Below are 2,615 nucleotides of genomic sequence, written 5' to 3'. Positions count from 1 at the left end.
GGCTCCGATGATAGTAACATTTTAAACTGTATAGGAAATGTTTGATCTTTGAATGACAAATCAAAATCTTCGATTGATGAAATATGAACTTTTTTTAATTTTTGATCTTCATCTAAATCTGAATCAATCTTAGGATACTGCTTTACAGGAAGTTTCTGTTTTAAATGATCTGGAAGATAAAAAGTTAATTCTTTATTCGTAATACCAAATTCAACCCTATAAATATTTTTCTGTTTTTTTGAAAGTTGAATTTTATTATCCTCAATTGTTGGGATATAGTCTGAATTTACCTCCAAAAAATGCAAACCCTTTTCATGAGCAAAAATAATATAGTAGGTGTTTCCCTCTTTTCCAATAACATATGAGATTTTTTTGGCACTGTTTTTCTCTACTACTTTTGAACGCTCAATTAGTTTATACTCTTGTACTTTTTCTTCCCAAATAAATTCTTGCGAACTCTGAGCACGTACAAAAAGAGAACATAGTAAAACTATTGTAAAAATGACTTTAGAAATATTCCTTTTTTTTTGTACCGCTTTTGTGGTACTCTTATTTAGTATAATTTGTGACTCTATCATTTTTTTATAATTTCCAATTAAATTGGGTCAATTTATTCGTAATCTTTTCTGGAACTATTTCAAGAGATATAATATCTTGTTCTTTCTTACTATTAGCATACATCCAATTTCTAAAATTCCAGACTCATTAAACTCTAATTCTTTAAGCAAAAGTAGATTTTGATTGCCTTAGTATTGGATTTTATTAAAATCAAAAAATTGTTGTGCCACAAGTTTAGGGTTCTCTTTGTCATCTAGGTGTTGATCATGGCTACGATCTAGTCGTTCATGATACAATTCCACACGAATAATCTTTGCATTCTCTGGAATTTTATAACTTTCTTCTTTTGTATAATTGTAACCAGCCACATTTGCACCTTCTTTACCTGGAATTCTTTTAATCTCAACAATATACTTCAAGGTTAGCGTATCTCTAGATTGTACCCCTTTTTCAAATCTAATTTTTTTAACATTGTTAATGGAAAGCCCGCCAGATGAGATATTTCCTTTAAGTATAAATGTCAATTTGTCTTCGTTATGCGCCTGCATTATAATTGCGGGCTCTATTCGTTTCGTTTTGGGAATGTTTGTTGATCGGTTAATCACTCGACCAGTTTTTGGATCTTGAGAGGTAACACGAGCGGGTTGCGTCAGAATGGTTTCAATTTGTAGTTTTTTTTGTGCAGAACAGCTCAAAAAAGGAAATATCATGAGTATATATAGTAATTTCATTTTTTCTTTTAAAATTACTCTAAAATATCACTAAAAATAATAGCTGAATTTAGCTATTTTTCATGAAGGAATGTTGACTTAAGTCTTTCAATATTTGCAAAAATGTTCCTTTGGGAAGAACAATTTCTTCATACGTTTTCTCATAATCTTTGGTGAAAAATATCCGTTCTCTATTTCCATCAAATCCAATAACTAAGGCAAAACCGTATTGGTATAATTCGCCAGAGTTTATCCAAACCAAATTATTGTTGTCATAATTACCAAAATCAATTTCATCGATAGGAAGATTACCTATGTTCAATTCTAGATTCTCAATCATAGGAATTTCAGAAACCAATTCGTAAAAGAGTGAATTCAATGTGATATTAATTCCTGCAGCAGGATAGGCTTTATCATCAATCCAAAAATTGAAAATACCTAAGTTTAAATGATCGTTTACAACAAAAACAGTTTCCCATTGAACGAAAAAATCATCGTGATGTTTTATGAGCATGTTGTTGGATTTAAAATTTCTGTAAAATATTCATAATTGAGTTTTACCGTTTTGATGGAATCGATGGAAACGAGCAGTTGATTTTGATTGTTTTTATCCAAATCAATTTCATTGATTCTGGCTCCTGATGTAGCTTCATTTTCTTCTTGAAAAGCAAGCGTTACCTCCACAATCCATTTTTCGCATGTAATTATATTGGTAATTCCACTTATCGTGAATTGTATTTGTAGCATATTAGGATAGAAGATGGAATATAATGCAATCGTCAACACCAAATCAGTGTGTTCTAATGAAATTGTTTCTAGGATTGCATCGTGGTAATTGTAGGTCAAATTTTTTATCATGTCTTTACCACTTCAACTGTTGCACCTAAACTTTCTAAATAATGAATATCCTTTTCTATCCATTTTAGATAACCTTTCCGAAAAAATATATGCTCTTGTTTGCTCATTTGTAACGCTTCAGTACCAGAAAGATTAAAATTTTCTTTCAGTAAAGACACTATTTTCATTTTGTTGGGACCTATGTTGGTGATGTACAATTCGGCTTCTTGATGTTTCGCTTTTTCAGTGGTTGATTCAAACGAAAATTTTCGGTTCATCCAATGGTTTAAATCATTCGCCAATATTTCCAAATCACTTTCTATCAAGGTTCCATAAGAAGTTAAATACACATTTGTATCCTTTTCATTAGTAGAAATAACCGCTACTTGACCACCAGAATCATCTGCAATCGGAATATAATTGGGCAAATAATCGGCAAACTCATAAGTAGTGTAGCGCTCTTCAATTTCTTCTTCATTTTTAAATACTCGAACGACATTATAAACAATT

General features: G+C 30.8%; 5 protein-coding genes. All 5 read right to left on the bottom strand.

Annotation, left to right across the window (positions count from 1 at the left end; all coding sequences use genetic code 11):
* A partial coding sequence (locus ACKI42_RS08305; protein ID WP_407404344.1) for a hypothetical protein occupies positions 1–578 on the bottom strand: 578 nt, incomplete at its 3' end.
* Positions 579–746: 168 nt separating this feature from the next.
* Positions 747–1,289, bottom strand: coding sequence for a hypothetical protein (locus ACKI42_RS08300; RefSeq protein ID WP_407404342.1), 543 nt, complete (start codon positions 1,287–1,289; stop codon positions 747–749).
* A gap of 49 nt (positions 1,290–1,338) precedes the next feature.
* Positions 1,339–1,782 (bottom strand): Imm42 family immunity protein, encoded by a 444-nt coding sequence (locus tag ACKI42_RS08295; RefSeq protein ID WP_407404340.1) that lies wholly within the window; start codon positions 1,780–1,782, stop codon positions 1,339–1,341.
* Positions 1,773–2,126 carry a hypothetical protein gene (locus ACKI42_RS08290; RefSeq protein ID WP_407404338.1) on the bottom strand — a complete coding sequence of 118 codons (354 nt, stop codon included), beginning with the start codon at positions 2,124–2,126 and terminating at the stop codon, positions 1,773–1,775. Before ACKI42_RS08290 ends, ACKI42_RS08295 begins: the two co-directional genes overlap by 10 nt.
* On the bottom strand, positions 2,123–2,615 hold a 493-nt coding region (locus tag ACKI42_RS08285), incomplete at its 5' end, for a hypothetical protein (protein ID WP_407404336.1). The genes ACKI42_RS08290 and ACKI42_RS08285, both read right to left, overlap by 4 nt.

It is taken from the genome of Chryseobacterium sp., from assembly GCF_045629545.1.
Lineage (GTDB): Bacteria > Bacteroidota > Bacteroidia > Flavobacteriales > Weeksellaceae > Chryseobacterium.
This window is presented reverse-complemented; position numbering and strand designations above follow the sequence as displayed.